This is a genomic window from Niallia sp. CD-39 (assembly GCF_059874745.1).
Map to the genome: position 1 here is coordinate 875,193 of NZ_JCBCPS010000001.1, position 26,267 is coordinate 901,459.

The 26,267-nt window shown below is 37.4% G+C and carries 30 protein-coding genes and 2 other annotated features; of the genes, 6 read left to right on the plus strand and 24 right to left on the minus strand.

What is annotated here, in order from left to right; all coding sequences use genetic code 11:
- Positions 1-101 precede the first annotated feature (101 nt).
- From AC6F34_RS04475 to AC6F34_RS04485, 3 genes are all read right to left on the minus strand, one after another.
- Positions 102-383, minus strand: coding sequence for a DUF3147 family protein (locus AC6F34_RS04475; protein ID WP_500769356.1), 282 nt, complete (start codon positions 381-383; stop codon positions 102-104).
- A gap of 54 nt (positions 384-437) precedes the next feature.
- The gene (locus tag AC6F34_RS04480) at positions 438-863 is read right to left on the minus strand and encodes a MarR family winged helix-turn-helix transcriptional regulator (protein ID WP_500769358.1); all 426 of its coding nucleotides are present in this window, start codon (positions 861-863) and stop codon (positions 438-440) included.
- A gap of 142 nt (positions 864-1,005) precedes the next feature.
- Entirely contained in the window at positions 1,006-1,233 is a 228-nt protein-coding gene (locus AC6F34_RS04485; RefSeq protein WP_500769360.1) for a hypothetical protein, read from the minus strand.
- 291 nt (positions 1,234-1,524) lie between these two features.
- Positions 1,525-1,753, plus strand: a binding site (T-box leader).
- 309 nt (positions 1,754-2,062) lie between these two features.
- Here AC6F34_RS04485 and thrS point away from each other — a divergent pair.
- Entirely contained in the window at positions 2,063-3,271 is a 1,209-nt protein-coding gene (gene thrS / locus AC6F34_RS04490) for a threonine--tRNA ligase (RefSeq protein WP_500769362.1), read from the plus strand.
- Positions 3,272-3,350: 79 nt separating this feature from the next.
- Here the strand turns inward: thrS and AC6F34_RS04495 are convergent, their stop codons facing one another.
- The 6 genes from AC6F34_RS04495 to AC6F34_RS04520 all read right to left on the minus strand — a co-directional run bounded on the left by AC6F34_RS04495 (position 3,351) and on the right by AC6F34_RS04520 (position 7,030).
- Entirely contained in the window at positions 3,351-3,791 is a 441-nt protein-coding gene (locus AC6F34_RS04495) for a hypothetical protein (protein ID WP_500769364.1), read from the minus strand.
- A 379-nt stretch (positions 3,792-4,170) separates the two neighbouring features.
- Positions 4,171-4,458 carry a YfzA family protein gene (locus AC6F34_RS04500; protein WP_500769366.1) on the minus strand — a complete coding sequence of 96 codons (288 nt, stop codon included), beginning with the start codon at positions 4,456-4,458 and terminating at the stop codon, positions 4,171-4,173.
- A gap of 20 nt (positions 4,459-4,478) precedes the next feature.
- The gene (locus AC6F34_RS04505; RefSeq protein WP_500769368.1) at positions 4,479-5,093 is read right to left on the minus strand and encodes an ABC-2 transporter permease; all 615 of its coding nucleotides are present in this window, start codon (positions 5,091-5,093) and stop codon (positions 4,479-4,481) included.
- Positions 5,086-5,952: an ABC transporter ATP-binding protein gene (locus tag AC6F34_RS04510; RefSeq protein WP_500770145.1), complete on the minus strand. Its 867-nt coding sequence runs from the start codon at positions 5,950-5,952 to the stop codon at positions 5,086-5,088. The genes AC6F34_RS04505 and AC6F34_RS04510 overlap by 8 nt, the downstream gene beginning before the upstream one ends.
- 5 nt (positions 5,953-5,957) lie before the next feature.
- Positions 5,958-6,332 (minus strand): GntR family transcriptional regulator, encoded by a 375-nt coding sequence (locus AC6F34_RS04515; protein WP_500769370.1) that lies wholly within the window; start codon positions 6,330-6,332, stop codon positions 5,958-5,960.
- A 494-nt stretch (positions 6,333-6,826) separates the two neighbouring features.
- Positions 6,827-7,030 carry a hypothetical protein gene (locus AC6F34_RS04520; RefSeq protein ID WP_500769372.1) on the minus strand — a complete coding sequence of 68 codons (204 nt, stop codon included), beginning with the start codon at positions 7,028-7,030 and terminating at the stop codon, positions 6,827-6,829.
- Positions 7,031-7,194: 164 nt separating this feature from the next.
- Here AC6F34_RS04520 and namA point away from each other — a divergent pair, with 164 nt between their 5' ends.
- Both namA and AC6F34_RS04530 read left to right on the plus strand, forming a co-directional pair.
- Complete coding sequence (gene namA, locus AC6F34_RS04525) at positions 7,195-8,214, plus strand: NADPH dehydrogenase NamA (protein ID WP_500769374.1); 1,020 nt, start codon at positions 7,195-7,197, stop codon at positions 8,212-8,214.
- A gap of 90 nt (positions 8,215-8,304) precedes the next feature.
- Positions 8,305-9,006, plus strand: coding sequence for a hypothetical protein (locus AC6F34_RS04530; protein ID WP_500769376.1), 702 nt, complete (start codon positions 8,305-8,307; stop codon positions 9,004-9,006).
- Positions 9,007-9,029: 23 nt separating this feature from the next.
- Here AC6F34_RS04530 and AC6F34_RS04535 read toward each other — a convergent pair whose 3' ends face one another.
- The 6 genes from AC6F34_RS04535 to AC6F34_RS04560 form a co-directional block, all read right to left on the minus strand.
- Positions 9,030-9,989, minus strand: a complete 960-nt coding sequence (locus AC6F34_RS04535; RefSeq protein WP_500769378.1) for an alpha/beta hydrolase — start codon at positions 9,987-9,989, stop codon at positions 9,030-9,032.
- A 66-nt stretch (positions 9,990-10,055) separates the two neighbouring features.
- Complete coding sequence (locus AC6F34_RS04540) at positions 10,056-11,393, minus strand: sodium-dependent transporter (protein ID WP_500769380.1); 1,338 nt, start codon at positions 11,391-11,393, stop codon at positions 10,056-10,058.
- A gap of 83 nt (positions 11,394-11,476) precedes the next feature.
- Positions 11,477-11,693, minus strand: a binding site (T-box leader).
- Positions 11,694-12,338: 645 nt separating this feature from the next.
- A complete protein-coding gene (locus tag AC6F34_RS04545) occupies positions 12,339-12,884 on the minus strand; it encodes a histidine phosphatase family protein (protein ID WP_500769382.1) in 546 nt (181 codons plus the stop codon).
- Complete coding sequence (gene rnz / locus AC6F34_RS04550; RefSeq protein ID WP_500769384.1) at positions 12,881-13,816, minus strand: ribonuclease Z; 936 nt, start codon at positions 13,814-13,816, stop codon at positions 12,881-12,883. The genes AC6F34_RS04545 and rnz overlap by 4 nt, the downstream gene beginning before the upstream one ends.
- An 85-nt stretch (positions 13,817-13,901) precedes the next feature.
- Complete coding sequence (locus tag AC6F34_RS04555) at positions 13,902-15,188, minus strand: DNA polymerase IV (RefSeq protein WP_500769386.1); 1,287 nt, start codon at positions 15,186-15,188, stop codon at positions 13,902-13,904.
- Between the two features lie 53 nt (positions 15,189-15,241).
- On the minus strand, positions 15,242-15,718 hold the full coding sequence (locus AC6F34_RS04560; RefSeq protein WP_500769388.1) for a chemotaxis protein CheW: 477 nt from the start codon (positions 15,716-15,718) through the stop codon (positions 15,242-15,244).
- 339 nt (positions 15,719-16,057) lie between these two features.
- On the opposite strand from AC6F34_RS04560, the gene AC6F34_RS04565 reads away from it, so the two are divergent.
- Positions 16,058-16,282 carry a hypothetical protein gene (locus AC6F34_RS04565; protein WP_500769390.1) on the plus strand — a complete coding sequence of 75 codons (225 nt, stop codon included), beginning with the start codon at positions 16,058-16,060 and terminating at the stop codon, positions 16,280-16,282.
- Between the two features lie 157 nt (positions 16,283-16,439).
- Here AC6F34_RS04565 and AC6F34_RS04570 read toward each other — a convergent pair whose 3' ends face one another.
- The 3 genes from AC6F34_RS04570 to mce all read right to left on the minus strand — a co-directional run bounded on the left by AC6F34_RS04570 (position 16,440) and on the right by mce (position 19,629).
- Positions 16,440-17,558, minus strand: a complete 1,119-nt coding sequence (locus tag AC6F34_RS04570; protein WP_500769392.1) for a tripeptidase T — start codon at positions 17,556-17,558, stop codon at positions 16,440-16,442.
- 104 nt (positions 17,559-17,662) lie between these two features.
- Entirely contained in the window at positions 17,663-19,213 is a 1,551-nt protein-coding gene (locus AC6F34_RS04575) for an acyl-CoA carboxylase subunit beta (protein WP_500769394.1), read from the minus strand.
- Between the two features lie 2 nt (positions 19,214-19,215).
- Positions 19,216-19,629, minus strand: a complete 414-nt coding sequence (mce, locus tag AC6F34_RS04580; RefSeq protein ID WP_500769396.1) for a methylmalonyl-CoA epimerase — start codon at positions 19,627-19,629, stop codon at positions 19,216-19,218.
- Positions 19,630-19,772: 143 nt separating this feature from the next.
- Here mce and prli42 point away from each other — a divergent pair, with 143 nt between their 5' ends.
- Positions 19,773-19,865 carry a stressosome-associated protein Prli42 gene (gene prli42 / locus AC6F34_RS04585; protein WP_500769398.1) on the plus strand — a complete coding sequence of 31 codons (93 nt, stop codon included), beginning with the start codon at positions 19,773-19,775 and terminating at the stop codon, positions 19,863-19,865.
- Positions 19,866-20,640: 775 nt separating this feature from the next.
- Here the strand turns inward: prli42 and AC6F34_RS04590 are convergent.
- The 4 genes from AC6F34_RS04590 to AC6F34_RS04605 are packed head-to-tail and all read right to left on the minus strand — an operon-like array spanning position 20,641 to position 23,370.
- Positions 20,641-21,186 (minus strand): RHS repeat domain-containing protein, encoded by a 546-nt coding sequence (locus AC6F34_RS04590; protein WP_500769400.1) that lies wholly within the window; start codon positions 21,184-21,186, stop codon positions 20,641-20,643.
- Complete coding sequence (locus AC6F34_RS04595) at positions 21,183-21,986, minus strand: RHS repeat domain-containing protein (protein WP_500770147.1); 804 nt, start codon at positions 21,984-21,986, stop codon at positions 21,183-21,185. The genes AC6F34_RS04590 and AC6F34_RS04595 overlap by 4 nt, the downstream gene beginning before the upstream one ends.
- Positions 21,955-22,398: a hypothetical protein gene (locus AC6F34_RS04600; protein WP_500769401.1), complete on the minus strand. Its 444-nt coding sequence runs from the start codon at positions 22,396-22,398 to the stop codon at positions 21,955-21,957. Before AC6F34_RS04600 ends, AC6F34_RS04595 begins: the two co-directional genes overlap by 32 nt.
- A gap of 18 nt (positions 22,399-22,416) precedes the next feature.
- Positions 22,417-23,370: an aromatic acid exporter family protein gene (locus AC6F34_RS04605; RefSeq protein ID WP_500769403.1), complete on the minus strand. Its 954-nt coding sequence runs from the start codon at positions 23,368-23,370 to the stop codon at positions 22,417-22,419.
- Positions 23,371-23,894: 524 nt separating this feature from the next.
- On the opposite strand from AC6F34_RS04605, the gene AC6F34_RS04610 reads away from it, so the two are divergent.
- On the plus strand, positions 23,895-24,680 hold the full coding sequence (locus AC6F34_RS04610) for a DUF1835 domain-containing protein (protein WP_500770149.1): 786 nt from the start codon (positions 23,895-23,897) through the stop codon (positions 24,678-24,680).
- A gap of 124 nt (positions 24,681-24,804) precedes the next feature.
- On the opposite strand, the gene AC6F34_RS04615 is transcribed toward AC6F34_RS04610, so the two are convergent.
- Together AC6F34_RS04615 and AC6F34_RS04620 are read right to left on the minus strand one after the other, a co-directional pair.
- Positions 24,805-25,527: an amino acid ABC transporter ATP-binding protein gene (locus tag AC6F34_RS04615; protein ID WP_500769405.1), complete on the minus strand. Its 723-nt coding sequence runs from the start codon at positions 25,525-25,527 to the stop codon at positions 24,805-24,807.
- On the minus strand, positions 25,520-26,179 hold the full coding sequence (locus AC6F34_RS04620; RefSeq protein WP_500769407.1) for an amino acid ABC transporter permease: 660 nt from the start codon (positions 26,177-26,179) through the stop codon (positions 25,520-25,522). Before AC6F34_RS04620 ends, AC6F34_RS04615 begins: the two co-directional genes overlap by 8 nt.
- Positions 26,180-26,267: the final 88 nt, after the last annotated feature.

Consider the following 26,267-nt stretch of genomic DNA (forward strand, 5'->3'; position numbering starts at 1 on the left):
GCATTTGGAAGAGACATACATACAAATAAACGACATCAACTCCAAAGCCATTTAGCACAAATAAGCTTGCAGTCTTGTATCCTATCTATCCATACATTCATTTAAAAATAAGGAATGATCTTCTTAACTAACAAGTCCTGAGCAAGTAGGAAAATCAACCATGCACCGATACCAAGGCCAATTGAGAGTAATAACGACAATGACGCCTTCAATGAAAGGGCGACGACAAGTAAGAGCATAGCAGTTGCAGGAAATCCCCATAAAACACCTAATGCAAACTTACTTAATGTTCCCGCCTGTTCTCCTTGAAAATAGAGCCAAAACAAGCTAAGTAAGCTAACTAATGGTAAGGCAGCAACGATTCCTCCATACTTCGGAAACAATCTTGCTATTTCCGTAACGTTTGCCGATTATGACGGCTGAGACAAGTATTTTCGTTACGAAAAACATTTTCTCGTCTCCTCTTTAAGAAGGGAAATTGCTTTTTCAATCATCTCTACTTCTGGCTCACTTAAGTTTTCTAACACCCTTTTAAGCTTGTCCTGATCTAATTGTGTATGCCTTTGCAAAACTTCACTGCCTTCTTTGGTCAGAAGGACGAATACTTTTCTTTCATCATCCTTGCTTCTTTCTTTTGTTACATACCCTTTATTTATTAACCTCTTTATATGTTCAGATGCCGTATTATGAGAAATTTCCATGTGTGAAGCTAAGTTCCCAATCGTCATTCCTTCATTTTTCTCAATATGCTGCAATAACCTGATTGCTTGGTGAGAAATATTTTCTTGATGAACGTAATGCAGTAAATGGTAAAGATCTGTCCAATGCTGATTGATTTGAATAACCTTGTTATGTATAGTCATCATGATTCTCCTCCTGTTTTTTATATCTTATTATACGATATATTCTTATGTAAAGACAAAAATAAAAAGCCACCAGGTCGGTGGCTCAAAAAGGTTTGAATTACATTTAATTTGTCATAATATTATGAATTTTATAATCATACTAATCCAAAAACTTCTCAAACATCTCCTCATCTTTTCGATTAAATGCGAATAAAAAGGCTAGTATAATAACAAAAAAAGATGAAACTATTGCTTTTCCTTGTACCATTCTCATTGAGAAAAACAAAATTAAAACGATCCACATTAACAGAAAAAATATTAACTGAGCAAAAAAAACAAAAGCAGCAGAAGTGAGATCCTTCATTTTTCTACCCCTATTCATCATCATTCCCCAACGAAACTCCTATTTTATCTTATATATTACTCCTATTTTCGTGATATTCAATGATTATTTTCATTTTACTATTCGTTGCTACTATTAGTGACACGAAATAAATTGTACTCTTCCTAGTTTGAAGGTAATTGGTAAATGTAGGTTTATAATAAAGAAGTAGCTCTTATGAAATAAATAATGCAAACTCGGTTCCTTTTTAGTTAGGCTTTGAAGCTTTTGTTGGAAATTTTGTATAATTGTCCCTTGACTTTCTTGTAAAACACCCGTAATATTATGAACAATTCAAAAAAAGCAATGATCAGGACATGTCTCATTCTCCATTTCTTTCACAGAGAGCAAGGTCATCGGCTGCAAGCCTTGTATGAAATCGAATGATTTACCACCTGTAAGCTATGGTTGGGAACCGAGTTTCTTAGTATCAACCATCGGGTAATCCGTTATCTTTTCTTAAGCATGAAGCATTTTTTTAGCTTTATGGCATTAGGGTGGAACCACGACCGCACTCGTCCCTTTCTTTGGGATGCGTGTGGTCTTTTTTATATCACAAAAGCAATGATCAGGACATATTTCATTCTCCATTTCTACCACAGAGAACAAGGTCATCGGCTGCAAGCCTTGTGTGAAATCGAATGATTTACCACCTGTAAGCTATGGTTGGGAACCGAGTTTCTTAGTATCGACCATCGGGTAATCCGTTATCTTTTCTTAAGCATGAAGCATTTTTTTTAGCTTTATGGCATTAGGGTGGAACCACGACCGCACTCGTCCCTTTCTTTGGGATGTGTGCGGTCTTTTTTATTATAAATGATTAGGAGGAATTGAAATGATTCATCAACAAGAAATTGAAAAAAGAAACCACAGAAAACTAGCACAGGAATTGGAGCTCTTCACATCATTGGAAGAGGCACCAGGCATGCCCTTTTTCTTGCCGAATGGAATGGTTCTGAGAAATGAGCTCGAAAGTTTATGGAAAAGGATGCATCTAAAAGCGGGGTACCAAGAAATCAAAACACCGATTATGATGAAACAGCATTTATGGGAACAATCTGGACATTGGGATCATTATAAGGACAATATGTATTTTACAGAGGTTGATCAACATCAGTATGCGATTAAACCGATGAATTGCCCAGGAGCCATCCTCTTGTACAAAAATAAAAGAAGAAGCTATCGAGAATTGCCGATTCGATATGCAGAATTAGGCTTGGTTCATCGCCACGAACTGTCAGGTTCATTAAATGGATTGTTGAGGGTGAGATCCTTCACTCAAGATGATGCTCATATCTTTGCTCGAATGGATCAAATTGAAGCAGAAATCCAAAGCATCCTTCACCTTATCGATGAGCTGTATTCACGTTTTGGATTTCAGTATAAAATCGAATTATCAACTAGACCTGACGAATATATGGGTGAAGAGAGCCAATGGGATCAAGCGGAAGAATCGTTGAAGAGCGTGCTCGAAAATAACAAACTGCCGTTTAGCCTGAACCATGGTGATGGAGCATTTTATGGACCAAAAATTGATTTTCATATACTTGATGCTTTAGGTAGAAGTTGGCAATGCGGCACAATTCAACTTGATTTTCAAATGCCACAAAAATTTGATTGCTCCTTCATTGATGAGAACAATCAACATCAAAGGCCGATTCTCATCCATCGTGCGATTTTCGGTTCATTGGAGCGATTTATTGCGATTCTCATTGAACATTATGCAGGAGAATTTCCGTATTGTCTTTCACCGGTTCAAGTAAAGCTGCTCCCAATCGCTGAGGCTCATATTCAGTATACAAATGAAGTGAAAGAACAATTGCTGCAAAACGGGGTGCGTGTTGAATTAGACCAACGCCATGAAAGAATTGGGTTCAAAATTCGCGAAGCAGAAAAACAAAAAATACCCTATATCCTTGTCATTGGAGATAAAGAGGTTGAAAGCAACTCCCTCTCCATTCGTAAAAGACAAGATAAAAGCGTAGTGGAAATAGAGTTACGAGAAGCATCCCAATGGTTCAATAAACAGGATGTTTCTGATTAAGAAACATCCTGCAGAACTGAAAAACCGTTACATATGCTGTTTCTTGTAACGGTTTTTCTTACCAAGCTCTCATTTATAGTTAGTTTAAGATTGACTCAAAATCAAAATCAGTTAATGGATGATCTTTAACTTGCCATGGAAAAGAATATCCTTCAATCAATCTCGCATATTTAGGGTATTGAGTTCTTAATTTATATACATATATTTCTTCACTATTCTCATTGAAAAAAGTGACATGATAATTAGGAGAATCATTATCAACCTTATTAAAATCATCCCAATATGTCGTATTTGGAGTTTTAGGAATTGAATCACTTATTCTTTGAGCTAATTCCTTAGCTTGATTAGATTGTAATACTTTTTCATTATTATTCGAACGATCTAAATTAACAACAACAGCACTTTCAATGTTATCGATATTCATACTTGGAATCGAATGATAAACGCTAAGAAAATAGTAAACAATAGTCATCCCTATAACTAAAATTGATAGAAATAGAATTTTCTTTTTATGTTTCACTTTACATCCACCCTTTGTCTTTTAGCGTCTCTAAACATAAGAAGTATCTACAGCAAATGAATGCCAATAAGTATCAGGGTATATAGGTCAATAAGAAAAAACATCCCAGGCTCCAGTAGCTGATTGCTTACCATGCTGCTTTTTTATTTTAAACCTATAATCAATACCTCTTGTATTCTTATTACCTTTGATCTGATCGTAATCTCTCTTCATTCGTAAATGAAAAGACAATAGCGTGGTGGAATTACGAGAAGCACCCACAGGTTCCATAAACAGGGTGATTCTGAAATATGATGAACAACTGAAAAAACTGATCAATAACTCTGGATTTTTGAAAGGATCTCTACATTTCTTCCTAGAAACAAGGATTCAGTTTAATCTATCTCATCCTTCTAAACAGGAATGTAAAAATATTAACTACTCCTTGCAAAATTACCACAGATGCAAAGAATATAGTAAATATATTAAACTCTAGTGTTTCATAAAAGTTGAACCATTCTGTAATGTTAATTGTTTCTGCAATCTTATCAAACAGATTTCCATCCATTTCTCTCATTTTTGGAATCCAATCAATTGTTTCTAAAAAGATAAAAACAGCTTGTGATAAGATAAGTAGAAGAATTGGTATAGGTAGCACTACACTTCCTTTTCTTTTCGATTCTGACATCTCTTTCTCTCCTTTTAATTTTACAGCATCCTTCTCTGATAAATTTGCACAGCTAGAATATAAGAAATGCCAAAAATAACGATTGTAATTGGAAGTGCAATGATAAACAAATGATCGATCAAATAAGACGTCATCGTAGAAGCTTTTTCAAATACTGGACCAATCACTGTATTTGGCAAGAGCTCCATTGCAGCAACTAATCCGACAATAACGATTGCTAATGTAGTACCTAGCTGTTGGGCTGTGAATCGATAGAAAAACGGCATTGTAGATGCGAATAAAAGCAACGCAATCAAATAGCCTAATATACTAGTAGACAAAGTTAATTGCATTTGTGTATTTTCAAAAAACTGTTGACCGATATAACAAATGGCAATGATGATCATTGGAAATGCAGCAACCGTTATATATTTCGCACTGACAATCTCCTTCCTTGTATATGGAAGTGAGTTCAATAGCAAGTGAATATTATCTTTCTCATCTAAATAAAACGTATTGTACATAAAAATTGAGCTTAGAACAATGACGACGAAATAAGGGTGTAACCCCGCAACAATATAAGCTCCCAAAATAATCCCATAAACGAGTAATTGCTTTCTCTGTAGATATAAATCTTTTTTCAACAAATTAAGCATGCGCTTTTCCCCTCTTTGTAAAAAACATAATATCTTCTAAACTTGCTTTTTCAATCAATACTTCCTTTCCAAACAATTCAGATACATCATCAATCTGGTTTGTTAGGGCTTCAAATCCCGTTGTGTCTTTTTTTACAGCAAGAAAAGATTTCTCTGTATCACGGTCTAATAGATTATTAGAGCCTTTAACGACGGCATATTCCTCCTGAATTTCATAAAACTCTTTCGAAAACATATGCTTGCCATTATGAATAAAAGAAATATAATCTGCAATTCGATCTAAATCGGTTGTAATATGAGTAGAGAATAAAATCGTTTTGTTCTCATCCTGCATCGTTTCACGTAAAAGATCGAGGAGCTCCCGGCGAAAGACTGGATCCAGCCCAGATGTAGGCTCATCCATGATCAATAATTCTGCTTGATGAGATAAAGCAAATGCAAGCGAAGCTTTCATTTTCATCCCTTTTGAAAAGGTTTTTGTCGGCTTCTTTAATGGCAGTTCAAACAAATCAATGTACCGCTTGAATGACTGTTCATCCCACTGCCGATATGCTGGTGCAATGATTTTCTTCATTTCCAGTAAAGTCAAGTGCTCATAAAAGACATTCTCATCAAAGACAACAGCCATCCTCTCCTTGATCTCCTTCTCATGCTTGCTGTAATCCAATCCGAACAGCTTAATCGTTCCTGAATCAGGCTTTATCATGTTTAAGATCATTTTTAATGTTGTTGTTTTCCCAGCACCATTCATGCCAATAAACCCGGTGACAAACCCTTTCTTAATATCCAATGATATATTTTCAACCTGAAAGCTCTTTAAAGTCTTACTGACGCTATCTAATTGAATAACTGACTCCATCTTCATTACTCCTCCTTGTATAAGATTGTAAGCATATCCTTTAGCTCCGCTAATGATATCCCTAACTCTCTACTGTTTCTGATTGCCTCCATTAACTTCTCTTCAACAACCTTCAACTTCTTCTCTCTTAAAATCTCTTGATTTTGTTCTGATACGAACGAACCTTTTCCAACAATTGAGTAAATGAACCCGGTTCTTTCTAACTCTTCATAAGCTCGTTTCGTCGTGATGACACTGATCTGTAAGCTCTGTGCAAGCTGGCGCATCGATGGAAGTGCTTCTCCTTCTTTTAAAGCACCAGTTAAGATCAAATGCTTGATTTGTTCACTAATCTGCTCATAAATTGGCATCTTAGACTGATTTGAAATGATAATTTGCATGTACATGGCCTCTTTTTAATTAATATTGTATATATACTCTATATACAATATATACACAATTCAAAATGAAATCAAACATTATTTTTAAAAACGAACGAACATTGTAAAACTGATACCCATTTAATAAAAAACAGAACACCTTATAAAGATGTTCTGTTAGATTGTAGACAAAGTCGACTTCTGACTTTGTCTACATATTTTATAAAAAGACTTATTAATAACATGAGTAACTCACAGACTGTCTTGAGAACTAGGCGTGCAGTTAAGTGAAGACCCGAATAGAACACTCGGTTCATGAGGGAACGAACGAACGAGCAAACAACGACGTATGCTTGCTTTTGTTAACAGCCTGACAGAACAGCTTATAAAGATGTTCTATACTTTAATCCATTAATGCATTCATTTGTATTAGAAAAAGTCGTATTTGTTGCTATATCTTATAAAAGTCCATAGTAATAAGGCTGTAGCGTTATAAACTACACACAGAAGATTTTTCACATTTTAGAAGTTCTAATAGCCTCAAGCATTTTATTTGCCGAGATAATTGCAGCTGGAACAATGACGAAAATGACAATGAAAATAGATAAGATATCTGTATATATGTTCCACGGTAAAAATGTATTGAAAAAGTATCTTGCCAACAACAAATACAGTGAAAAGAACACAATAGTTAAAAAGATGAATGCTAGCTTCTTCAAAACAGGTTCCCCCTAGAACAGGTAAAATACATTCTACCTTCATTATACTGAATATTCCGAACTAAATGTCGCACCCTCCAAAGTTTTTTGAGCGGATATTTTTTACTTTCTCTCACAACTTGTTATACTGAACTACAGTAAAGCAACTTTAAGGAGGAGTTTTAATGACAACGAAGCTTTTTTCACCATTTACTATTAAGGATGTAACGTTAAAAAACCGAATTGTGATGGCTCCGATGTGCATGTATTCATCTCATAATCAAGATGGAAAAGTAGAAAACTGGCACCGCACGCATTACACAAGTCGTGCCGTTGGTGGGGTTGGTCTTATTATGATTGAAGCAACAGCCGTCACACCTCAAGGACGAATTTCAATGCAAGACTTAGGAATTTGGGATGACGATCATGTGACAGGATTAAAAGAATTGACAGATTTAATCAAAGAACAAGGCGCTAAAACAGCGATCCAGCTTGCCCATGCCGGCCGGAAAGCGATTGTTGATGGTGAGATAATCGCTCCCTCCGCACTAGCTTTCAACGAGAAAATGAAACAGCCTAAGGAAATGACGATAGCGGAAATCACTGAAACAATTTCTGCCTTTCAACAAGGTGCTGACCGTGCAAAAAAAGCAGGATTCGACGTCATTGAACTCCATGCAGCACATGGCTATTTAATTAACCAATTCCTTTCTCCACTAACAAATAAGCGCACCGATGAATACGGAGGGACGCTAGAAAACCGATATCGTATTCTTCGTGAAACAATTGATGCAGTAAAAGAAGTTTGGAATGGACCATTATTGGTGCGTGTATCAGCAACAGATTATGACGAGTCAGGACTTACTGTTGAGGATTATGTTCCAATGAGCAAATGGATGAAAGAGCAGGGCGTTGATCTCATCGATGTTAGTTCAGGTGCGGTTGTCCCGGCAAGAATCAATGTGTACCCTGGCTATCAAGTTAAGCTTTCTGAAACAATTAAACATGGTGCAGAGCTTCCGACTGGTGCTGTTGGGCTAATTACAACAGGCATCCAAGCAGAGGAAATTCTACAGAATGAGCGCGCAGACCTGATATTTATCGCACGTGAACTATTGCGCGATCCATACTGGCCAAGAACTGTGGCAAAACAGTTACAGACTGAAATTTCTCCTCCGAAACAATATGAGCGAGGCTGGATTTAACATTCTTGACTAGCTAGGGAAAGCTCCTAGCTAGTTTTTTCTTTGAAACTTTTCTTTAACGCTTTCGTAAAAGAATGGAGGTGAAAAAACATGATTAGACTCAACCTATTATTTGTTCTCTTGCTCCTTACTCTATATGCAAGATATCTTGTTTATGATGCATTTGATCCACTTGTTTTTGCATCGACTTTTCTTCTGCCAATTGGATCAGTGATTATTTGGATGATCTCTAAAAAACTATCAATCAAAGAAAAAGATTATTTTCCTACTGAAGATGTTGAGTGGACATTTTTTTCTATGCAGAATACATTCCTCCAAGAAAAACCACTTTTTAAAGGGAAGATAAAAAAAGGATCCATCTTTAGGTATTTTCAGAGTCGTTGGCAGTATATTATTGCTGATCTGGTTAGCAATAGCTTTTACCTTTCGACAAAGATTAAATTAGAAGAAGGTGAATATGACGTCCGCTGGGTACGAAAAAGGAACTTCAACCAAGAAAAATGGGACATTTATAAAAATGGGCAGAAAATAGGAGAAGGACAAACTGAAATTTCAGGAAAAAATATAACGAAGCTAAAAGAAGCTATCAGCTTTGAGTTTGAAGATGATACTTATCGGACTGAGGCTAGGTCGATTAGACAGAACATTGCGGTTCTAAAGAATGGAGAGAAAGTCGGAGAATTAAACCGTGCACATGTTGTTAAAAACGTGCAAAGAATGAACGTCGATAATGACGATACCAAAGCAATAATTGCCCTACTAATTCATACATATCACTTTAAAACGAACTAAAAGGATCGCAAAATGCGATCCTTTTAGTTTACGTATTTTGTTAAGAAACCATCAATCGTCTCCCAATACAAATCTCCTGCTACTTCTTCAGCACCACCATGACCTGCACCTTCAACAATTAATTTATCTTTTGGTACATTTGCTGCTTCATATACTTCTTCTACCATAAACGACGGAACAAACGTATCCTCATCGCCATGGATAAAGAGCATAGGTGTTCTTGATTTTGCAACTTGTGCAACTGTGTCTGCTTCTCCTAATGTATAGCCAGCGCGAAGCTTTGTGACGGCTGACGAAAAGTGCATAATTGGAAATGTAGGCAAGCCAAATGTCTCTTTTAACTGATATGAAAACTCATCCCACACAGAGGAATATCCACAATCGTTCACAATTGCTTTTACGTTTGGTGGAAGTTCTTCCCCTGAAGCCATCATTACTGTAGCTCCACCCATCGATATACCATATAGCACAATTTCTGCATATGGATTTTCTGCAACAACCGTCTCTACCCACTGAACCACATCTAATCGATCATGCCAACCCATGCCGATGTAATTTCCTTCGCTCTCGCCATGACCTCTTGCATCAGGTACAAGCACATGATAGCCACGATCGTAGAATTCTTTGGCGTATTTATTCATGGACGGTGCATTGCCACTATAACCGTGGAAAACGATCGCCCATCGATTGTTTTCCTCTTCATGCATAAATCGGTATGCATTTAGCTCAAGGCCATCAAAAGAAGACGTTTTCTGAATTTGCTGTGCTTCATCAAACCATTCTTCTCTTTCTACTTTTTCTGCCTCTTCATCTGCAAACACCTCAATGGCATTATGAGGGGCTCCTAAAACCGCTGATTTATCCGTTTCTGGATTCAAAGCAAGTTGATAAAAATAATTTCCTGCAGCAAAACCAGCTACAAGGATCAGAATGAATACAATTAAACAACTATATACGAGCATTTTTTTCTTCTTTCTTAGCATAGACCCCACCCTTAACCGAAAAGATCTTTTCTTTTCATTATACAGGTATAAGTCCCTTCAGTACGACTATAAAATCCCACTCACATTTAAGAAAACCAATATGATGACTAATGGAACAATATAGCGGACTAAGAAGAACCAAACTGTAAAGAACAGGTGAAGCTTCTGCGAATTTTGGATGATTTCTTGTTGCAGTATGTCTTTTTTCATTTTCCATGATACAAAAATTGAAATAAGCAGTGCACCGATCGGTAATAAAATGTTGCTGACTAAATAATCAGCACTATCAAAGATCGACTTTCCGAATATTGTAATATCGGAAAAAACGCTAGCAGAAAGGGCTGAAGGAATACCAACAATAAAAATCGCAATTCCTATAGACCAGGTTGCCTTTACCCTCGATAGCTTTACCCTTGGCTTTACTGCAGCCACTATAATTTCTAGCATAGAAAAGGCTGAAGTTAATGTAGCAAAAAAGAACAGAGCTAAAAACAAAAATAAGAATACTTGTCCAAATACAATCTGGTCAAACACAGACGGCAATACGATAAATAGTAAACCAGGTCCTTCGGCAGGCTCAAATCCTAATGAGAAAACCGCAGGGAAGATCGCAAGACCAGCTAATACTGAAATAAACAGGTTCATTGCAACTACAGTGATTGCTGGCTGAACGATGCTTTCCTTTTTGGATAAATATGAACTATACGTAACCATTACAGAAATTCCGACACTCAGTGCAAAGAAAGATTGTCCCATTGCAAATAAGATGCTTTCGGATGTGATACTTGAGAAATTTGGTTTAAGAAAGAATATTACACCTTCTATTGCATTATCTAAGGTTAATGAACGAATAATTAAAATGATAAAAACAATAAATAATGCAGGCATTAAATATTTGTTCATTTTCTCAATGCCTTGTTGAACCCCTTTTGCTACTACGATGATCGTTAAGACAAGAAACGCAGCTTGCCCTAATAGTGCAGGTGCTGGACTAGAAACTGCTTTGTTAAACATTGCGACATATCCATCAGGGTGGTTGATAGAACCAGTGATAGCATAGTAAATATATTGTATAATCCATCCACCAATGACGCTATAAAAGGATAAAAGAATGAAACTGCTTATCATTCCTAAGTAACCAATCCAATGCCATTTTGACTTTGGTGCATGTGTTTGATAAGCACTGATTGCCTCTTTACCTGTGCTTTTCCCGATGACGAACTCAGCTAATAACAGAGGCAAACCAATTAGGATTGAAAACAAGAAAAAGAAAAGAATAAATGCTCCTCCACCACTCATGCCTGTTACATACGGTAATTTCCAAATGGCTCCCAAACCGATCGCAGAACCAGCAGCTGCTAATATAAATCCTAGTTTTGATGACCACTGCTCATTTTGTTGCATTAAATGCGCCTCCTCGTTGCTAAAATCACTTGAATGAGCTACATATAAAGAGTATTCTAACCAAAAAAGCCATTCGCATTTCAAGAAGGGACGCAAACACAACGGTTTACGCGGTACCACCCTTTTTGAAAGCAAATGACTTTCCACTCTTTGATAACGGTTTTCCCGCCTTTATGCTTGTACATAAAGGAAGCTCCAAGATTGAATTTCGTCTTATCTTTGTTGTCGTATTCTCAGCTGCCTACGACTCTCTAAAAAACAGGGAAATAAGATTTACTAGAATCTCTTCAAGGCTTTAAACATGTGATGTATAAAAGTATAAATGTGATTATATTACTAATTTCTGCTTGCGTCAATGGCAAATGAAAAATTCATGCAAATATTCAAACAGAATTAAATCTTTGTTCATTTAGTTGATGATTTGTCATGGTACATGGGTTTAGCTTGTTGGATTTTAGTTTTATCTAGCAGAAAGTCGGATTTATCTAGCACAAATCCAGATTTATCTAGCAGAAAGCCGGTTTTATCTAGCAAGTTCATGTTTTAGCACGAAAGCTACAGGGATCATTTAGAACTCCCTATGTTATCTAGCAAAATTCCGAATTTATCTAGCAGAAAATCAGATTTATCTAGCAAAACTCCGAATTTATCTAGCGAACTCATAATTTTAGCCCCAAACCTGCAGGGTTCACTCGGAACTCCCGATGTTATCTAGCAAAATTTGTAGTTTATCTAGCAAAATTTCACTTATATCTAGCACAAACTCGAATTTATCTAGCAGAAATTCAGATTTATCTAGCACAAACTCGAATTTATCTAGCAGAAATTCAGATTTATCTAGCACAAATCCAGATTTATCTAGCAAACCTACGAATTTATCTTGCAAACCACGATCATAGCTCCAGAGCTCACTTTCATACCTCCAGAACATTCGATGTTCGTAGGTTACGACCAAATTCTTTTGATTACCGGACTTGTTGAGTGATCGCAAATTGTGATTTCATATACATCTGGATTAGATAGAGCTAGCAAGTGCTCATAGCCGTACGTTTCATCAAAGTAACGTAGCAATAATGTCGTCAAGTTGCCGTGACTGACTAAAACAATGTGCTCATGAACGCTTGAGATAACCTCTTCGATGATCGATTTTGCACGTTCCACTCCTGAAGTCATCGGTTCTCCGCCATCATATGCTAGTTCGAAGTCTTCGAAAGTTTGCTTTAATTTTTCCTTCCAATCCTTATACAATGTTTCACTTAAGACTCGTTCTTTTAGCCGATCATCTTGCTTTATGGCAAGACCGCGATGTTCTGCCAATGGTTTTATTGTCGCAATGGTACGAATGTATGGGCTAGAGATAATTGTATCGATTTGCTTTCCTTCAAAGAACGTAACAAGCTGTTTGGCTTGTTGTTCACCTTCAGTTGTTAATTTCGATTCGAAAGGTTGCCCCTCTGCTTTCGCATGACGAACAAGGTAAATCGTTTTCATAATGATTGCTCCTTCTTCATCGGGATATGGATTTCCATAAAATCGTTCGCAACCATTGTTTCAGGAAAAATATTGGTCGCTTCTTCAGTAAACGGTACGATAGTTCGATGATCGTATCTAGAACTAATATGTGTTAAGCAAAGCTTAGTGACACTAGCTTCTTTCGCGGTTGTAGCTGCGTCGATTGTAGTTGAATGAAAATAGTCGTAAGCTAAAGTGCCTTCTTCTTCTGAGAAAGTCGCTTCATGAATGAGTAAATCCGCATCACGAGCAAGCTCGACAGCCGCTTGACATGTGCGTGTATCTCCAAGAATTGTTACAATTCTACCCTGTTGATCTGGACCAAGGAAATCAAGGGGATTTAAAATTTGACCGTCCACTTCAACTGTTTCTCCGTCCTTCAATCGTTTAAAATGCGGACCTGGTGCAACACCCATCTCAGCTAATTTTTCGACAAGCAATGTTCCAGGTCTATTCTTCTCTATAATCCGAAACCCAAACGATTGAATACCGTGAGATAGCTCCTTTGCTTCGACAATAAACGTATCGTCTTCAAAAACGGTTCCCGCTTCTATCTCCACTATATGTAAAGGATACTTTAAGTACGTTTTACTAATAGATAGCGTCGTTTCAACAAAAGCTTTTATACCTTTTGGACCATAAACGATTAATTCTGATTCGCCACCTTGAAAAGAACGACTTGATAAAAAACCCGGCAAGCCATATATATGATCACCATGCAAATGGGTAATAAAGATTTTTTCCACCCGTCGCGGCTTTAAGCTCGTATGTAAGATTTGATGCTGAGTCGCTTCGCCGCAATCAAATAACCAAACAGCCCCTCGCTCTTCAAGTAGCTTCAAAGCAATCGAGGTGACGTTTCGCGCTTTAGCGGGCATGCCAGCACCTGTTCCAAGAAATAAAACATCCATTTGCAAAATCCTCCTTTCTTAAAATCTATTCTCTCCATCATACTACAAATTGGACGAAAAAAATAATACAGGGTTCATCCCTGTATCAGCCTTCTTCTTCATCTTTTTTTCGCTTATGCATTTGGAGAAAATCTTTATTAAAGCTAGTTTCAGTTCCAACCTTCTCTTGTTCTTTTTTCACTTCAGCTAAAGAGTTCGCATGCTGAATAATGTCTGTTCCAAATTTAGCTTTTAATCCTTCGAGCGTTTTCATTAGCGGTTCTTTCTTTGCATCTTCCTCATAGTGAAATAAATCCAACTGCTTTACCGCTTGGTTTGGCTCGATTAAGTCTAGACCGGTAACACCTAGCAATCTAACTGCATTTCCGTTCCAATGTTTTAAAAAGAGCTGCTTTGCACCAGTATAAATTTCTTCTTCCGACTGCACTGGATATTTAAGCTTGCTCGTTCTTGTGATCGTCTTGCGATCCTTAAACCGGATCATGATGCTCAATGTGGATGCGAGGACTTTTTTTCTTTTGAGGCGTGTTGAAACCTTTTGCGCCAACCCTTCTAGCACCTTCAATAATTCATGTTGATGTGACACATCACGTGGCAAAGTTGTCGAGTTGCCAATGCTTTTAAATTCTGATGCTGCTTCAGGATCAACTGGGCGATCGTCGATTCCGTTTGCTCGATTTCTTAATCTTGGTCCATTGATTCCTAATGCAGTCTTTAACGTGTATTCATCAGCTTGAGCGAGCTTCCCAATTGTATCAATTCCAAGCGATCTTAACTTCTCACCTGTTTTCTTCCCAACTCCATGCATTTCTTCAACAGGAAGCGGCCAAAGGATATTCGGAACCTCACGTTTACGCAGTATAGTGATTCCCATTGGCTTTTTCATATCCGAGGCCATTTTCGCAAGAAATTTATTCGGAGCAACGCCGATGCTACATGGTAAATCGAGCTGTTCCATAATCCGTTTTTGGATAATATGGGCAAGTTCGATAGGCGTTCCATGCATAGTGGAATCCGTAATATCGACATAGCCTTCATCAATCGAAACAGGCTCAACAAGGGTAGCATATTGCTCTAAAATGGAAAACATCCCAAGTGAGGCTGCTCGATACCGTTCAAAATTAGGTTTTTTAATAATCAACCTAGGACATAATTTTTTTGCTTCCCAAAGAGGCATTGTTGTTTTCACACCATACTTTCGCGCTTCATAGCTACACGTTACGATGATTCCACGACGCTCCTCTGGGTTTCCTGCAATTGCAAGCGGCTTTCCTTTTAAGGAAGGATCATATGCCATCTCAACAGATGCGTAAAAACTATTCATATCGACGTGAAGAATCACTCTACCTTTTCTTTGCTTCGACTCACTCACTTTTCGACACTTCCTTTAAATTCTCTCCCATTTATCATAGCAAAAGAAGCAACTTATTGCGATTGCTTCTCCTCCTCCATATAGGCAACAATTTCTTTAATTCCGTCTAGTGACCCGACAAGTGTTGTTGCATCAATGATTGTAATCAAGCGTCCTTCCAGATTCGCCACACCGGAAAAATATTGTGTTTTGCTGTAGGCAACCAAGCCAATCTGCTTAATATCTTCACCTTGGAGATCGAGGATTTCCTTTGCCTCTGCAACAAGAATCCCGAACGATAATACACTTGTTTGCACAACGATCAATCGCACTTTCTCATCATTTACTAATGGTTCATTATGTAAAATCACACCAAAGTCGATAACGGGAATCAATTCACTCCGTACTTTTGAAATCCCCTTCACGTACACAGGAAGATGCGGAATTGGCGTCACACTTTCGACTTTCTCAATTGATAAAATATGGTCAATCGAAATCGCATACTCCTCGTTCCTCATTTTAAACACAATAACCTTTTGATTATTACTCATACAGCCACTCTCCCCTTTACGAAAACAGATATAGTACCAATATAGCATAAGATGATAGAACTATAATATAATGTAAACAATTATTCTAGTTTTAAATCTTTTGGTCGTCATTGGCTTAACAGGCTATTAAATTTCCTTGCATCAAACCAATCTCCCAATCTCTCCTTTAGTTATGAACAATAGATCTCTCACTTAATAATGCATTTCAATAATTAGTGGAGGAAGATAAATGAGAAAGAAAGATAAGAAAAGATTAATGATTATTACCATGTTAATCGGATTAGCCTCCATATTAATAGCAATAGTGAGTTTATCAGTGTACAAAAAAGAAAGCCTTCATTGGAAAATTACAAACCATTTACTGATGAATTTATGATTGGATTTGTATACGCTGTGAATAAAACAGAGAATGAAGTTATGATCGATATTTCAGAATGGGAAAAAAGGGAGCAGGATAGCACATTCGGGGATGATTATGGTTATTCCTATGCTGTAAAAATCACTCAAAAAACAAATATTAAATATGAAAATAACAGAAAAGCTTCATTTGAAAATTTACAATGATTTTAAAAATAACACCTATAAGAGGAGACACTTTTCAAGGAACTGCAAACGAGCTGATCATTTTAAATTAATTTGAATTAAACGGTAAAACAAAAAGAGAACAGAAAGAAGTAGGTTCTCTTACTTTCTGTTCTCCCTAAAACTGCTCAATAATTAATTACTCCGTTACTTCATCAATAATCGCAAGGACCAATTCTGCTAGTTTGTTAAGTTCAGCAATTGGCATTCTTTCATTTGTCGTATGGATTTCTTCATATCCAACGGATAGGTTAACTGTCGGGATACCGAAGCCAGCAATGACATTGGCATCACTGCCGCCACCGCTTTGGTGTAGTTGGGATGTACGTCCGATTTTTGCTGCTGCGCGACGTGCGACTTCAACAACATGATCTCCTGCAGCGTATTTAAATCCAGGATACATGACTTCGATTTCGACATCTGCAGCTCCACCCATTTCAGCAGCCGCACTTTCAAATGCTTCTTTCATTTTCGCCACTTGTGCTTCCATTTTTTCGCCAACGAGTGAGCGTGCTTCAGCTAAAACATCGACGCGGTCACAAACGATATTCGTTTGCTTCCCACCTTCAAAACGGCCGATATTCGCTGTTGTTTCCTCATCAATACGTCCTAGAGGCATTTTTGCTACAGCTTTTGCAGCAATTGTAATTGCAGATACACCTTTTTCAGGAGCCACTCCAGCGTGAGCTGTTTTTCCATGGATCACAGCTTTCACCTTTGCTTGTGTAGGTGCGGCAACAATGATATTACCAACTAGGCCATCACTATCTAGTGCATAGCCGTATTTCGCCACAATACGCTCTGGCTCTAATACCTTTGCTCCAACAAGGCCAGATTCTTCTCCAACTGTGATGATGAATTGAATCGTACCATGTGGGAGGTTTTCTTCTTTAAGTACACGAACGACTTCAAGCATAGCAGCCAGTCCAGCCTTGTCGTCTGCCCCTAAAATCGTCGTCCCATCTGTGACAACATATCCATCTTTAATCGATGGCTTAATTCCATTCCCAGGTACAACAGTATCCATATGGGATGTGAAATAAATTGGATCGACGCCGTCTTTTGTCGCTGGCAATGTGCAGATTAAGTTCCCTGCTCCATGACCAGTTTGTGCCATCGTATCATCCTCATATACTTCAACGCCAAGGTCTGTAAACTTTTGTTTTAGTACTTTTGCAATTTCTGCTTCAAACTTTGTTTCAGAATCAATTTGTACAAGCTCTAGAAACTCCTGTAATAATCTTTCTTCATTTAACATTCTTCCATCCTCCAACTCTATCAACTATGTAGATGGTTGCCACCAATATCGCGACAACCTTTGCCTTTTAGTATACTCCTGCTAGTCGTTTACTTCAAACTTGTTTATAGCGGGATGTTGCCATGCTTCTTCTTCGGTCTTGATTCTTTCTTATTACGAAGCATTTCAAGCGCTTGAATGATTTTAATTCTCGTTTCTCTTGGATCAATGACATCATCGACCATTCCCCGACTTGCGGCCACATATGGATTGGCAAATTTCTCGCGATACTCTTCAATTTTTTGTGCCCTTGTTTCTTCAGGATTAGCGCTATTCTGAATTTCTTTCGCAAAAATAATATTCGCTGCCCCTTGTGGTCCCATTACCGCCACCTCCGCATTTGGCCACGCGTAAACGAGATCTGCTCCAATTGATTTACTATTTAGGGCAACATAAGCACCACCGAATGCTTTACGCAAAATGACTGTTAGCTTCGGAACGGTTGCCTCAGAATATGCGTAAAGAATCTTCGCTCCATGGCGAATGATGCCCCCATGCTCCTGCTTTACTCCAGGGAAGAATCCTGTTACATCCTCAAATGTAATGAGCGGAATATTGAATGAATCACAAAATCGGATAAAACGCGCTGCCTTATCTGAAGAATTAATATCAAGTCCGCCTGCCATCACCTTTGGTTGGTTGCATATTAACCCAACAACCTCCCCTTTAACACGTGCGAGCCCAATGACAATATTTTTCGCAAAATCCTTTTGAACTTCCATGAAAGAGTCTTCATCCACTACTTGTTCTACTACTTTACGAACATCGTATGGTCGAATTGCATCAAAAGGAATCACATCGGTTAAATTCGGACGATAATTCTCTTCCTCATCCCTCGATAGTATAGACGGTTTTTCCTCGTTATTTTGAGGTAAGTAGCTTAGGAGTTGTCGCACTTGCTTAATGACTTCTTCTTCTGATTCTCCTTTAAAATGTGCGTTCCCACTAATTAAATTATGGACATCCGCACCACCAAGATCCTCCGAAGAAATTTTTTCACCCGTTACTGTTTCAATGACTTTTGGACCTGTAATGAACATTTGACTTGTCTTTTCCACCATGAAAACGAAATCTGTAATCGCTGGTGAATAAACGGCTCCTCCCGCACATGGGCCCATGATGACGGAGATTTGTGGAATCACTCCTGAATAAATCGAATTCCGATAAAAAATATGTCCATAACCATCTAGGGAGACAACCCCTTCTTGGATACGCGCTCCTCCTGAATCGTTTAATCCAATAATTGGCGCGCCATTCTCAGCAGCTAGATCCATGACATTGGCAATCTTCTTCGCATGCATTTCCCCTAATGCCCCACCGAATACAGTGAAATCTTGAGAAAATAAAAAGATTGGCTTACCATTCACCTTTGCATACCCTGTTACAACACCATCACCCGGTCCACTTTGTTTATCCAAACCAAAATCAGTGCTTCGATGCTCAATAAATGGATTTAACTCAACAAATGTCCCCTGGTCTACAAGCAATGCAATTCTTTCTCTTGCCGTTAATTTTCCTTTTTCATGCTGTTTAACAATTCGTTCGTCTCCGCCTCCAAGTTCGACTTCTCTTCTTCGGTCATACAAATCATTGATCTTCTCATAGATGTCTGCCATGTTTATTTCTCCATCTCCTTCTTCTCACATAGTTCAAATAAAACACTTCCTGTCGATTTGGGATGCATAAACGCAACATCTGCTCCTCCCGCTCCTCGTTTAGGTGTTTCATTGATCATTTTGATTCCTTTATCTTTTATTTCTTGAATTCTTTCTTCAATCGAATTTACTTGAAACGCTACATGATGTAACCCTTCGCCTTTTTTGTCTATGAATTTCGATACAGCGCTTTCATTATTCGTTGCTTCAAGTAATTCTAGCTTTGTCTCCCCAGCTTTTATAAAAGCAACTTTTATATGCTCACTTTCCACCACTTCAATTCCAAGCAGCTCTAGCTTCAAGACATCTGTATAAAAGGGCAATGATTCCTCAATGGACCTTACCGCAATTCCAATATGATCGACTTTCTTCATCATCTGCCGTCCCCCGTTTATTCAAAAATTAAAATAATCTTAACCTTATTACTATTCTCTAAAAATGTCGAATATCCTTTTTATTGTTCTATGTTCATTTTCTTAGTAAAATAATAATTAAGAGATTTTGTACAGGGGGTTTTAAAATGTCTAAGAAAGCACAAAAAGTGATTGTCTATACGATGATCTTCATCATGTTAATTTCTACATTATTAATGGGACTGACAATGTTTTTCTAAAAAACATCATTTCTCATACTAAAAAACCGGTGAATCATTCAAGATGCTTTGAATGACTCACCGGTTTAATTCTTACGAGTAAAGGTACCTGTCCCTGTGGACCTCCTAGGATTGGTCGCTCGGACAGGCATCGATTCACCTCAAGATTCACATAAAATATTTGTGGAATCTTTTCTTTTGAAATGCCGAGAATTCATTTAGATTTTCCGAAAAGTATAATTTGTTCCATATTTTATCATATATATAGAACCCTTTCTTGCCTTGAAAATAATAAGAAAGTTTAAATTCTTTGTATTGTGAGATTTCAGGGTCTAGTTCATTATCACCTTTATAAAACTTAACCCTTCTGACAATACCGTATGCTCCATCGTCAATTGTCTCTATTTTAATTCGATATTCTTCCCCCATCTTAATTAAATGATTGATTGCAAACTCTTGATCTTTGATTAGGAGTTTACGTTGTGAATACGGACCGAGAATAAAAAATAACATAGCAATAATGGTAAATATAACTGGAATTATTTTAATTACCTCCCTTTTACGAATTGATAATATACACTTAGAGAAGTTTAAATCAAATTTGTTACAAATTTAATTCTCTATGGAACTTATTCTTTATACCTAGCCTATTAAATTGCTATATATTCAACTCGCACTTTAGGACCCCAATATATGAATTTTTTTGCTAATCTCTTTTCTACTTTAAAAATTCTACCTAAGCCGTATGCCACCCCTTTACCTATTGAAAAATCCCCTAACATAAAAAATGCGGAATTTACCAATGAAAAAGTGTAGCAGAAATTCTTACCTTTAATCCCAAACGTGTGAAATATTGTTTAGTTACTATTTCTACTTGAGGCTTTATTTTTGCACCATTAAGCATTCTATACGCTTTTTGAGATTTTCCAAAAGCTTTAATAAACTTATTGATTTGAGCTAAATAGGGTATAGACATAATTATTAAATCGATTGCATTTGCTAAAATATCTTTTCTAATACTCCATAGACCATCCGGATCCACATTCATCACCGGATTATTATTCCCATAATTATAACCATTCAAAGTAACCGGATTTGTCAAGTCTCCTCTGACAGGATCCCGTGCCATAAAAACGCCATTGCCTGGATTATAATACCTCGCCATCAAATAATACAGCTTCGTATCTTCATCATAGCGGTAGCCTGCATAACGGTATGGGTTAACTTCCGCCATTTCCCCACTCTGCGATAAAATATTCCCCCATGCATCGTACATGTAAGAAGCAACAACCTGACCGCTTCCATCGGTCATCGCCAACACATCACCGAGGTAGTTCGTCAAGTAGTAGTAATTGACCCTTTGTATGTCACCGTCAATGGAATGCCCTTGTCATCGTACGTGTATGCCTTTTCTACTTCTAGTCTACTATTTTCTTCATAAAGGACATGGTTGCTATCACCATCGTAATAATAAAAAGTTCGCCCCTTACTGTCGCTACTGAAGATTCTTCTGCCAGCTTCGTCATAATTATAGCTAGCAATGACTTGACCACTCTTATTTTTGATTTCAACTAGCTGATCAAATTCATTGTATTTAAATGTGCGCTCTCCATCCGAAGTAAGATTTCCGTTCGCATCGTATGTGTAGTGCTGTGAACCTACTTGAATCAATTGGTTAGCAGCGTTGTACTTCGATGTAACCTCAGTCGTTTGACCGCCTTTTTTCGTTTGTTTTGTTATTCTATTGCCGACTTTATCGTAAGCATACGTGATTTCCGTTCCATCTGGCAATGTTTCCTTAACAAGTTGGTTCAGCTCATCATACTCGTAATCTGTAACACCATTATCTGATGTAATCGATGTGATCGAGTGATTCGCATCATAATCATATTGGAAGGTACGAAATGTTTCATTGGCTATGAGGCTTAATGTTTCACTTTTCAGCCTTCCATGCTCGTATTCCTTCACTAGTTTATTATTATTTTTAAAGACAACTGAGACAGGAAGCCCTGATTTATTATAATCTAAGGATGCGAGATTTTCTCCATTCAACCTGATCGCTGTCGTTTGATAGGCATCAGTGCTATCAAACGCAATCTGATTCCATCCGTTAAATGCCGGAAATAGGCTCTTCCCCTTTATATGTGTAGGAAATCAATCTTGCTCTGCTGTCAGGCGCGATGGATTTAACCAATCCGTTATCGTAATAGGAAATGGCTTTCGGTGAACCTGATTCATCATAAATAATCTGGTCATCTCCATCATTTTCATATTTCCACTTTACTTTGCCATTGGCAAGAACTGTACTGCTTGCATTTTCCTCATCTTGTTTGTACTCAATTTTGTCTCCATTCGGTTTTGCGACTTCCGTTATGTTCCCGTTTGTATCGTATTTAAATGTTGTAGCTTTTCCTAATGCATTTGTTTCTTTTTCAATTAAATTTTGGCCATTGTATTGGTAATCTGTTTTTTCACCTGCTGCATTTGTGATTGAGAGTAAATTACCGTTTTTATCATAGCCATAGCTTGTCTGATTGTTTTTCGCATCTGTCACTTTTTCCAAGGTTTCTTATTATTTCATTCCTTTAAAACTACTTTTTATAATCAGGTATTGCTCCATTTCTTGTGTAAAGTGAAGAAGAGCTGCGCGGTACTCAAATTCTTCTCTTGTTTTAGGCAACTCCATATTTTGAAATTGTTCCTTCATCTCTAAAAGCTTTTGCAAGAATCGTTTCGCCGTATTACCCGGATGAACATTCTCTGCTAATTCTTCTACAAAATCGGCGATCATCTCGCCTTGTTCTAATGTTAAGGAAATGGAAATAATACTAGGAAGGACACGCTCCATAATCTCAAATTGCTTTTCTCTCATGCGAAAATAGTGATAATATGCAGTATCCTGCTGTGAAATGCGGTTTTCTGTATCCTTTAAAGCTAAAGATTTGGCTTCTTGAATCAATTCATATGTTTCAGTTAATTCGCTTCCATCCCAATCTCCTTCATTTGTACGCAAATACTTGACCATCTCATGTAAAATGATCTTAAAGTTCTCTTCAATCTTAACCTGATATTCTTCCATCTTCTGATCTACACTTGGCATGTATAAATTTGCAATAAGAGCAACGCCAATTCCGATGATGATCAGTCCTATTTCATTTAAAAACAATGCAATAGTCACTTCACCCGCAGAGTAAACATGAAGAATAATAACTGTACTTGTCACGATTCCATCATTGATCTTTAAAGCAACAGCTATCGGAATAAATAATAGGAGCACTAGCCCAATAATAAACGGATGGTAAGCAAAAACTTCAAACATACCTGCTGCAAAGAACATCCCGAGCACACATGCAGCAAACCTCGCCCAAGAAGCTGTTAATGATCGCTTCTTCGTTACTTGTATACATAGCACCGTCAAAATCCCCGCTGACACATAGTACTCTAACCCAAGCATCTGTGCAAGCATGATCGCAATCGTTGCACCAATGGCAGTTTTTATCGTTCGATACCCAATTTTAAACTTCATTTACAAACCCCTCTATGTATCACTGATCCTAATATACGAACCAGTCATTGATGTCAATATGATAGTATTATTATATAGTTATCAACAAAGGTGTAAAGAGAAATACAACCCATCTTCACTTTATTATGAATACATTTCTATTAAAGAGTCACAAACATTATACCCAATTCAAGAAGAAATGTATGTGTAGATTGCATCAATTTTACCTTTTAATATATAAAAAAGGAGTGATCCCCATTCAAATTAAAGAGAATGATCCATATCTTTATTTTTTGTTAGAGCCTAAACAAGTTCTAATCACTAGATTCGACCGTCCACACTACATAACTGAACGAGAGATAGACTTCGAATCATATGAACTAGAAATGGATGAAGATTTTGATTCCTTTGATCATCATAATCGCGAACCTATGAATGGATTTAGTTATGTATTTAATGAGAGTACGCTTGCTTATGTAGTCAATCAAATTAATAAGTATGTCTGAAAGCATCAACTAAGCAATGATTATCAATTAGGCGGTCCGATTCATCTTGTTAGTACGGAATCAACTGCTGGTACAGTCAAAATCGGACTGCCCTTTCCAAAATCAGTCATTTGTTTTCCAGACTTTTTATCTGTTGGACCAATTTTGAAACTACACAGTACAGAGGGGCAAAAACAACGAAGAGAATGGCTCTTTGACAATATAAATTTAGGTATGGAGCCTATAGATTATGACATAAAGCATCAAAGCGCCATTCATTTTATTGAAGATATGAAAGATGAAAAGCCTATCTATATTTGGTATGGAGATAATATAATCGAGCAAATGGCATTGCGATACTTTATCTACTTATTAAAGTACAAAACCAACGAGATTTATTTAGTTCATACAACAAAGCTTTCTCAACAACTATTTAACGAGACAATTATACATACTGGACATATTGAACCTGATAAAATAAATAAAATCATTCAATATGCCTGCCCTTTATCAACTTGGGAGAAAGAAGAACTTTTAAAAGAATGGGTCATTCTCAATCAATCAGATTGTTTATTACGGATTTGGGAGGAAGATACAATCAAAGAAGTCGAGAACACTTACTATGATGGATCCATTTTATACAGTTTAAAAAAACTTCTTTCTCAAAAAGAACAGAATAGCTATATTGCAGTAGGTACTTTACTTGGGGAAATACTTGAAGATCATAGAGATGCAGATCCTTTTTATCTTGAATACCGTATTCGCAACCTCATATATGAAGGGGTTCTTGATATTAAAGGAATTCCTAAATCAATGCTCCATTATAGCGTCAAGTTCAAAGTCTAAAAACCAATCCTCCTTTGAGCTCTTAAGGTTCGTAAGTAGCCCTTAAAAACATGTAGACAAAGTCAAAATCGACTTTGTCTACATACTCAGGCTATTCTATATTTTTATAGAAAAACCTTTTTCATTATAAGATCTTCGCTAAAAAGTCTTTTGCACGATCTGATTTTGGGTTTTCGAAGAATTCAACTGGTGGGGCGTCCTCTACAAGTTGGCCTCCGTCTAAAAACAATACGCGGTCTGCTACTTCCTTAGCAAAGCCCATTTCATGGGTTACGATTGCCATTGTCATTCCGGTATGTGCTAGTGATTTCATTACATCGAGTACTTCCTTAACCATTTCTGGGTCAAGTGCTGATGTTGGTTCATCGAAAAGCATAACATCAGGTTTCATCGCCAGTGCTCTAGCAATTGCCACACGTTGCTTTTGTCCACCTGATAGGCGATTCGGATACACTGCAGCCTTTTCTAATAGTCCTACTCTTTCTAAAAGTGCAATGCCTTCTTTTTCAGCATCCTGCTTCGAAATTCTTTTCACCTTCATTGGCGCATATGTTAAATTCTCTAGTACCGTTTTATGAGGAAATAGGTGAAAATGTTGAAAAACCATCCCAACATTCTCACGAACTTTCATAATATCTGTTTTCTTGTTCGTTACTTCTTGCTCTCCAATCCAAATATGACCGGATGTCGGTTTTTCCAATAAGTTAATGCATCGTAAAAAAGTCGACTTTCCTGATCCCGACGGACCGATGATTGCAACGACTTCTCCATCCTTTATCGAAGTCGTGATGCCTTTTAATACTTCAAGCTTGCCGAAATTCTTGTGTAAGTTTTCAATTTTAATCACTTCGTCTCATCCTCTTCTCAACATATTTACCAAGGAAGGTCAACGTAATGACCATGAGGTAGTAAATGATTCCGGCTAGTATTAATGGCTCTAAGAAGCTGTATTTATCTGCCCCGACGATGTAGGCACGGCGCATGATGTCCATAACCCCGATCGTTGTAACAATCGCAGACTCCTTCGTTAATGTAATAAATTCATTCATTAATGCTGGCAAAATGTTTTTCATCGCCTGAGGCAAAATAATGTTTAACATCATCGGACGGTATGGTACACCTAATGCCATCGATGCTTCACTCTGCCCTTTATCAACCGCAAGAATTCCTGCACGAATAATCTCTGAAATGTATGCTGCCGAGTTTAATCCGAATGTAAGAATCGCAGCCATAACAGGTTCAATCTGATAGCCTAATAATTGTGGTGAACCGAAATAGATAATCATCAGCTGTAAAACCAACGGTGTTCCCCGGAAAATAGAAGTATAAGCATCTGCTAGCCAACCTAATGGCTTTACTGAGCTAATCTTGAATAACGATAAAATGACACCGAGAATAAAACCAAAAATCGCAGCCAAACTGACTATTTGGAGCGTGACTGTTATTCCCTTTAATATAAATGGCAAGGAAGGCATGATTGCTGTAAAGTCAAAATTCATGTAAAACAAATCCTCTCATAGACTAATGGACTATGTTCTCTTATGTGAAAATACGTTCAGAAGAAGGTTCTTCTGAACGTATTTTCTT

Coding starts and splice junctions, on each gene's coding strand:
- AC6F34_RS04535 (WP_500769378.1), bottom strand. CDS start 9,989: ATGCTAAGAAAGAAGAAAAAAATGCTCGTATATAGTTGTTTAATTGTA.
- rnz (WP_500769384.1), bottom strand. CDS start 13,816: ATGGATGTTTTATTTCTTGGAACAGGTGCTGGCATGCCCGCTAAAGCG.
- AC6F34_RS04605 (WP_500769403.1), bottom strand. CDS start 23,370: ATGAAGTTTAAAATTGGGTATCGAACGATAAAAACTGCCATTGGTGCA.
- AC6F34_RS04575 (WP_500769394.1), bottom strand. CDS start 19,213: ATGGCAGACATCTATGAGAAGATCAATGATTTGTATGACCGAAGAAGA.
- AC6F34_RS04515 (WP_500769370.1), bottom strand. CDS start 6,332: ATGCAAATTATCATTTCAAATCAGTCTAAGATGCCAATTTATGAGCAG.
- AC6F34_RS04485 (WP_500769360.1), bottom strand. CDS start 1,233: ATGATGATGAATAGGGGTAGAAAAATGAAGGATCTCACTTCTGCTGCT.
- AC6F34_RS04510 (WP_500770145.1), bottom strand. CDS start 5,952: ATGGAGTCAGTTATTCAATTAGATAGCGTCAGTAAGACTTTAAAGAGC.
- AC6F34_RS04480 (WP_500769358.1), bottom strand. CDS start 863: ATGACTATACATAACAAGGTTATTCAAATCAATCAGCATTGGACAGAT.
- thrS (WP_500769362.1), top strand. CDS start 2,063: ATGATTCATCAACAAGAAATTGAAAAAAGAAACCACAGAAAACTAGCA.
- AC6F34_RS04545 (WP_500769382.1), bottom strand. CDS start 12,884: ATGAAAACGATTTACCTTGTTCGTCATGCGAAAGCAGAGGGGCAACCT.
- AC6F34_RS04560 (WP_500769388.1), bottom strand. CDS start 15,718: ATGAGTAATAATCAAAAGGTTATTGTGTTTAAAATGAGGAACGAGGAG.
- AC6F34_RS04570 (WP_500769392.1), bottom strand. CDS start 17,558: ATGTTAAATGAAGAAAGATTATTACAGGAGTTTCTAGAGCTTGTACAA.
- AC6F34_RS04540 (WP_500769380.1), bottom strand. CDS start 11,393: ATGCAACAAAATGAGCAGTGGTCATCAAAACTAGGATTTATATTAGCA.
- AC6F34_RS04530 (WP_500769376.1), top strand. CDS start 8,305: ATGATTAGACTCAACCTATTATTTGTTCTCTTGCTCCTTACTCTATAT.
- AC6F34_RS04505 (WP_500769368.1), bottom strand. CDS start 5,093: ATGCTTAATTTGTTGAAAAAAGATTTATATCTACAGAGAAAGCAATTA.
- AC6F34_RS04500 (WP_500769366.1), bottom strand. CDS start 4,458: ATGTCAGAATCGAAAAGAAAAGGAAGTGTAGTGCTACCTATACCAATT.
- prli42 (WP_500769398.1), top strand. CDS start 19,773: ATGTCTAAGAAAGCACAAAAAGTGATTGTCTATACGATGATCTTCATC.
- namA (WP_500769374.1), top strand. CDS start 7,195: ATGACAACGAAGCTTTTTTCACCATTTACTATTAAGGATGTAACGTTA.
- mce (WP_500769396.1), bottom strand. CDS start 19,629: ATGATGAAGAAAGTCGATCATATTGGAATTGCGGTAAGGTCCATTGAG.
- AC6F34_RS04620 (WP_500769407.1), bottom strand. CDS start 26,179: ATGAATTTTGACTTTACAGCAATCATGCCTTCCTTGCCATTTATATTA.